Source organism: Mesobacillus sp., from assembly GCF_049588175.1.
GTDB lineage: Bacteria > Bacillota > Bacilli > Bacillales > Cytobacillaceae > Mesobacillus.
In genome coordinates, this window is sequence record NZ_JBAVFI010000571.1 from 1 (window position 1) to 5691 (window position 5691).

6 protein-coding genes and 2 pseudogenes are annotated in these 5691 nt (G+C 39.2%); 4 read left to right on the forward strand and 4 right to left on the reverse strand.

Going from position 1 to position 5691, the window contains the following annotated elements; genetic code table 11:
- A pseudogene (locus WB217_RS13945) lies at nt 1–234 on the forward strand (hypothetical protein); the annotation flags it as partial.
- Between the two features lie 58 nt (nt 235–292).
- On the opposite strand, the gene WB217_RS13950 reads toward WB217_RS13945, so the two are convergent.
- The gene (locus tag WB217_RS13950; protein ID WP_335378923.1) at nt 293–493 is read right to left on the reverse strand and encodes an alpha/beta-type small acid-soluble spore protein; all 201 of its coding nucleotides are present in this window, start codon (nt 491–493) and stop codon (nt 293–295) included.
- 233 nt (nt 494–726) lie between these two features.
- Here WB217_RS13950 and WB217_RS13955 point away from each other — a divergent pair, with 233 nt between their 5' ends.
- Nucleotides 727–2082 carry a TrkH family potassium uptake protein gene (locus WB217_RS13955; RefSeq protein WP_423993828.1) on the forward strand — a complete coding sequence of 452 codons (1356 nt, stop codon included), beginning with the start codon at nt 727–729 and terminating at the stop codon, nt 2080–2082.
- A gap of 65 nt (nt 2083–2147) precedes the next feature.
- On the opposite strand, the gene WB217_RS13960 is transcribed toward WB217_RS13955, so the two are convergent.
- Nucleotides 2148–2495: a DUF3905 domain-containing protein gene (locus tag WB217_RS13960; RefSeq protein WP_423993829.1), complete on the reverse strand. Its 348-nt coding sequence runs from the start codon at nt 2493–2495 to the stop codon at nt 2148–2150.
- A 137-nt stretch (nt 2496–2632) separates the two neighbouring features.
- Here WB217_RS13960 and WB217_RS13965 point away from each other — a divergent pair, with 137 nt between their 5' ends.
- Together WB217_RS13965 and WB217_RS13970 are read left to right on the forward strand one after the other, a co-directional pair.
- Complete coding sequence (locus tag WB217_RS13965; protein WP_335432454.1) at nt 2633–2794, forward strand: hypothetical protein; 162 nt, start codon at nt 2633–2635, stop codon at nt 2792–2794.
- Nucleotides 2795–2935 carry a hypothetical protein gene (locus WB217_RS13970; protein ID WP_423993830.1) on the forward strand — a complete coding sequence of 47 codons (141 nt, stop codon included), beginning with the start codon at nt 2795–2797 and terminating at the stop codon, nt 2933–2935. It begins immediately after the preceding gene.
- 310 nt (nt 2936–3245) lie between these two features.
- On the opposite strand, the gene WB217_RS13975 is transcribed toward WB217_RS13970, so the two are convergent.
- Nucleotides 3246–4991 (reverse strand): B12-binding domain-containing radical SAM protein, encoded by a 1746-nt coding sequence (locus WB217_RS13975; protein WP_423993831.1) that lies wholly within the window; start codon nt 4989–4991, stop codon nt 3246–3248.
- A 178-nt stretch (nt 4992–5169) separates the two neighbouring features.
- Nucleotides 5170–5691: pseudogene (locus WB217_RS13980) on the reverse strand (acyltransferase family protein); the annotation flags it as partial.

Sequence of the window (5691 nt, forward strand, 5' to 3'; positions counted from 1 at the left end):
GGCCAGGATAAGAAGGATCATCGAAAAAGCAATTATGAAAATACTAACAAAAGCCAAGGTAATATTCATAATCGTGACAAAGGCCAAAAGTATGGCAACGGCAGCCATATGGACAATGAAAGAAATGATACAAGAAAAAAAAACAACAATAATAAACAAGAGCACAATGAGAAATCCCACGGCCAACAAGGCCGTAATAATGGTCAACATAATGGTCATAACAATAAAAAATAAAAACTTTAAAAGTCCGGAATTCACTTCCGGACTTTTTTCCATGTTATATATTCAATTGTTATTGTTGGTTTTTACCTGAAAGCTGTGCTTGTGCCTGTTGTACTAGACGCTTAGTAATTTCTCCGCCTACTGATCCGTTAGCTCTTGATACAGTATCAGAACCAAGGTTCACGCCGAATTCCTGAGCGATTTCATATTTTACCTGGTCCATGAATTGTTCTACTCCTGGAACCAGCAATTTATTTGAACTTCTTGCCATGGTTGTCAACTCCTTATGAGGTTTACAGAGAGAACTCTGTAGGTATAGTTTTATCAATTGTGCCAGGTTCATGAATGGTAATGTTTTTTAGTATTGGATATTGTTTCGCATAAATTGTAATTTTTTAGGTGCACACGATATTATAAAAGGGAACTGCAGGAAAACACTTTATTATTGAGTTGATATTCTTTATCATAGGAATGGATATGAATTAGGCTTGAAAGGAATCAATTATGTGGAATAAAATTAGAAAGAAACTGGATAAACTAACACCTGCTCAGATCATCGTCACATATTATCTTTTAGCTGTTGTCGTTGCAATGAGCTTGCTAAGTCTTCCAATTGCCATTCAGCCAGGCGCGAGATGGTCATTTTTAGATGCTATGTTTACAGCTGCAAGTGCTGTGAGTGTGACGGGATTGTCGACTATAAGTGTACGTGATACTTTTACCGTTCCAGGTATATTTATACTGATGTTTGTCCTTCAATTTGGCGGTATAGGGGTAATGGCCCTAGGTACATTTTTCTGGCTGATCATCAGGAAGAAAATCGGCCTTAGAGAACGAAGGCTGATCATGACCGATCAAAACCAGACAACTATGTCAGGACTAGTCAAATTGCTTAAGGAAATTCTCGTCATTATAGTCTTAATTGAATTGATAGGCGCTATTATACTGGGCTTTTATTTTCTAAAATTCTTTCCTTCATGGGAGGAAGCGTTCTTGCACGGTTTGTTTGCATCAATAAGTGCGACTACTAATGCTGGTTTTGATATAACAGGTGCATCCCTTATTCCTTTTGCGAATGATTATTTTGTGCAAATTATTAATATAATTTTACTGACACTTGGAGCAATTGGTTTTCCAGTGCTTATTGAAGTAAAAGGATTTTTATTCAGAAAAAATAAGAAGAAACCTTATCCTTTTTCCCTTTTTACTAAAATAACTACTATTACATTTTTGTGGCTTCTGGTATTTGGGACAGTTGCTATTTTTATTCTAGAAAATAATCATTTTTTTGCTGATAAAACATGGCATGAAGCATTATTTTATTCTTTGTTCCAGTCATCCTCCACCAGGAATGGCGGGTTAGCGACGATGAATGTAAGTGATTTCTCGGATCCCACATTGCTGATATTGAGTGTCTTGATGTTCATTGGTGCTTCCCCCAGCTCGGTTGGAGGAGGAATACGGACAACAACCTTTGCCCTTAATCTATTGTTTCTTTACCATTTCGCCCGTGGGAAGAGATCAGTGAAAATCTTCAATAGAGAACTGCACCAGGAAGATATCATTAAGTCGCTTGTTGTCACCCTCATGGCAATAATTATTTGTTTTTTATCGGTCATTATTTTAATGGCTACTGAGAATCAGCCGATGTTGGCAATCATCTTTGAAGTATCCTCAGCATTTGGTACGACAGGATTGTCAATGGGTATCACTCCTGAACTATCCTCAGCCGGTAAGGCGATTATAATTATATTGATGTTCATTGGCCGGGTAGGGGTTATTTCATTTTTGCTGCTGATTGCTAAAAAGACGGAAAAAGAAAGTATTCATTATCCAAAAGAACGAATTATTATTGGATAAACGGTAAATCCGGGGAAATCCCCGGATTTTTTTGTTTAAAAAATAAGCTGAAACGCTACATTTTGTCAGTCCTGTCCCTTACTGACATCGATTGTTGGATGCATGAATGGGTAAGCCTGGGGCTTTCGCTTCTCTTCAAGCAGCTCTCTGTTTTCAGCTGAATTCCAGCCTATATCGTTGGTAGGATGAACCCATTCGTCGCCTGCCATTTCTGCTGGGTCAGTTTCATCACTCCAATTTTCCAGAGGAGAATTTTGGGAGGCATACAGACTGTCACCGATTATGACTCCATGTTCATTTATGAATGGTGCCTGCATTTGAATTCCTGTATCTTTGAAGCTTGGAGCATTCACTTGATGAGGCATTGTTTCATCAATATCCAAAGGTTTAAGGTTTGGATTATCTTTTACCATAGTATCTCCTCCTTTTTAGTCTATTTTTTGGATATAGGGAGGATTTTATTAGGAGTCATCCTTTGTAAAATTAGGCAATCTAATTCGTACATAGCTCTTAGGTAATTGAAAAAAATAGTACTATGGAGGTGGATAATATGGCTAAACGGAAAGCAGAAAGAAATGCTTTAGAAAAATATACAAACACACCTAAGAAAAATATCCAGGAAACAGAGTTCAGCGCTGAATTTTCAGCTGGTGAGGATGCTGGGAAATTTGCTAACAGGAATTCCAAGCAAGGCAGGAAGGGAAGAGCTTAAATGAAAAAGCATGAAGAAAGGCACCAAAAGCCTTATAATCTGGAGTTTGGCATGGAATTTGGAGATATAAATGCCAGTAAGCTTTATGAAATGCCGTTTGCGGGGAGAAAAGGGAATCCTAAGTCTAAAAAAGATAAATAGCCATTCCCTGAGAACATAAAAAGCCGGCTTTAGCTTGTCGACAAAGATACAGATCACAGATCAGTTATTGAAAACCTGTTGATTGGAGTGGAAGGCGCGAAGACTCCTGCGGGATCAGCTGGACAGGTGAGACCCCGCAGACGCCAACGGCGGCGAGGAGGCTCACCGCCAGCCCCGCGGAAAGCGAAGCGCCTGGAACGGAAATCAACAGACCTGTTATACTTCCCACACAAGATGAAAAAACTGTAGACAAGCTCGCTTTAATCGAGTTTGTCTACAGTCAGAAGCCGGCGGTTTAGCCGGCTTTACATCATATTTCAGAGAATGTGAAGAAATCTGCTTTCTCCGTTTTAGGATCAAAATAAACGAGCATATATGAAGGCGACTTTACAATCTCTCCTGCTTTCAGATAGCTTTCAAGGTCGATTGAAATTTCTTCAATCAAAGTATGCTTATAAAGGTCTTTTTCATTAATGTTTAGATCTGCATAACGACTTCCAAGTTTTTCAGGGTGTTGGATGATTCCTCGGTAAATTTCGGATTTTTGCTTCTTATCCGCATGCTGTTCCCACCATGGTTTTCTAGGCTTGTATTTCATGCTTGCAAGGTAGTCATACTTCATTAAGTTTTGAATCGTCTCTATATCCTCAATGCCCTTCTCCTGAAGGAAATGAAATAGCCTCTTGTAAAGATCTTCAAGCTGGTGGCCAATCCTTGACCACCCATTTTGTTCCCAGTGAGCGCCAAACTCCTGGAAGAAATCAAACGGAGTAGGGAACACGTTTGTGACAAGATATTCAACTGCAATATCCATCCTATGATCATTCCAGTACTTTTCAAGTACATCCTCTACTTGTTTTATTTTTATAATGTCGTTAAAATCAAGGACATTATTTCCCAGGATTTCGTATGGAGAATGATCCATATAAATATATTCATGCTGAGCTGCCCGCAGCCTCAGCCCAGTTCCGCGCAGCATTTTCAGGAAACCAAGCTGAAGCTCCTCTGGCCTCATCGCGAATACATCATTAAAAGTCTTCTTGAAGGAGTTATAGTCTTCTTCAGGCAATCCGGCAATCAAGTCAAGATGCTGGTCAATCTTGCCGCCTTCCTTGACCATGGTAACTGTACGCTTCAGCTTTTCAAAATTCTGCTTACGCATAACAAGTTCATTTGTGTAGTCATTTGTCGATTGTACTCCAATTTCAAAACGGAATAAGCCTGCAGGGGCTTCCTGATTCAAGAATTCGATGACTTCAGGTCTCATAATATCTGCTGTGATTTCAAATTGGAATACCGTTCCTGGCAAATGCTCATCAATCAGGAACCTGAACATTTCCATCGCATAGCTTCTGCTGATATTGAAAGTTCTATCGACGAATTTAATCGTTTTGGCTCCGTTCGCCATTAAATAGCGAATGTCATCCTTAATTTTCTCTCTGTCAAAATATCGGACTCCCACTTCGATCGATGACAGGCAGAATTGGCAGCTGAAAGGGCAGCCGCGGCTTGTTTCAATATATGCGACCCTCTTGGAGAGGTGGGGAACATCCTCGTCAAAGCGATAAGGTGATGCGATTTCCTTTAAATCCAGCTTATTTTGCTGAGGATTTATCTGGATACTGCCATTATTTCTGAAAGCGATCCCTGGAACTTTTGTAAAGTCCTGGTCTCCCTCGATTTCAGTCAGCAGCTGCTTGAATGTTTGTTCACCTTCGCCGATGACAATGAAATCAAACTCCTCGACTTCCTGCATCCAGTCCATCACATCATAGGTAACTTCAGGGCCGCCAACGACAATTTTAATTGAAGGATCAATTTTTTTTATCATTTTTACTACTTTAATACTTTCTTCGATATTCCAAATATAACAGCTGAAGCCAATTACATCAGGCTTCTTTTGGATTAAATCCGTGACAATGTTAATGATAGGATCCTTAATAGTATATTCTGTAAGCTTAATATCGTAATCAGGTGATGCGTATGCTTTTAAGTATCTGATTGCAAGATTGGTGTGTATATATTTCGCGTTAAGCGTGGTTAAGACGATCTTCATTTATAAAATCTCCTTTAGAAAAATCCAGCAGCAAATCAACTTTAAATTATATCTCAGTTTAGCCAAAAAAGACAGTTGAAATCATGTCCAGTCATCGATAACCCGGATTAAACAGAAAAAAAAAGAGCCATCTGTAGTGATGGCTCTTTCATGAATCCTAAATTAATCTGCCGATTCTCTAATTGCTTAACATCTTCTTACGGTAAAACCTGATCATCGCAGCAAACCTGGCTTTAAGGCGATTGATCCTCGACGTTTTAAATTCAATTAATGGCTGTGCAATTGCGGCAGCATATTTGCTGGATAACAATAGTGTGAGAAGCAATGCAATCATCGCCAGCAGCAGAAAACGTTCTGGGCTATGGAAAAAGTCCTGTACATGGCTCTCACGGAATGTGCGGACAAAGAACCCGTGCAGAAGATAAACGTACAGTGTATTTTTCCCGAGATTCGTAAAGAAATATTCCTTTTTGGGAACGATTGTCAAAAAGCTAAATACCATCATCAAACTTAATAAATAAAAAGCTAATCGTGTGAACATGCTTGAAACAGATGCAGCTTCCATTTCTGAATAAGGTTTTGATCCCAGCAGCCATTTATAATCGATTTCCGGGTTGAAGTAGAATCCAAGAAAAACAATTGCAAAAGCAAACAAAGCGCCGACTTTAAAAGCTGGTGTAGTCAGTACCCGAATATGCTC

Excerpts from the sequence above, each read along its gene's own strand:
- WB217_RS13950 (WP_335378923.1), bottom strand. The coding sequence starts at position 493 with ATGGCAAGAAGTTCAAATAAATTGCTGGTTCCAGGAGTAGAACAATTC.
- WB217_RS13955 (WP_423993828.1), top strand. The coding sequence starts at position 727 with ATGTGGAATAAAATTAGAAAGAAACTGGATAAACTAACACCTGCTCAG.
- WB217_RS13960 (WP_423993829.1), bottom strand. The coding sequence starts at position 2,495 with ATGGTAAAAGATAATCCAAACCTTAAACCTTTGGATATTGATGAAACA.
- WB217_RS13965 (WP_335432454.1), top strand. The coding sequence starts at position 2,633 with ATGGCTAAACGGAAAGCAGAAAGAAATGCTTTAGAAAAATATACAAAC.
- WB217_RS13970 (WP_423993830.1), top strand. The coding sequence starts at position 2,795 with ATGAAAAAGCATGAAGAAAGGCACCAAAAGCCTTATAATCTGGAGTTT.
- WB217_RS13975 (WP_423993831.1), bottom strand. The coding sequence starts at position 4,991 with ATGAAGATCGTCTTAACCACGCTTAACGCGAAATATATACACACCAAT.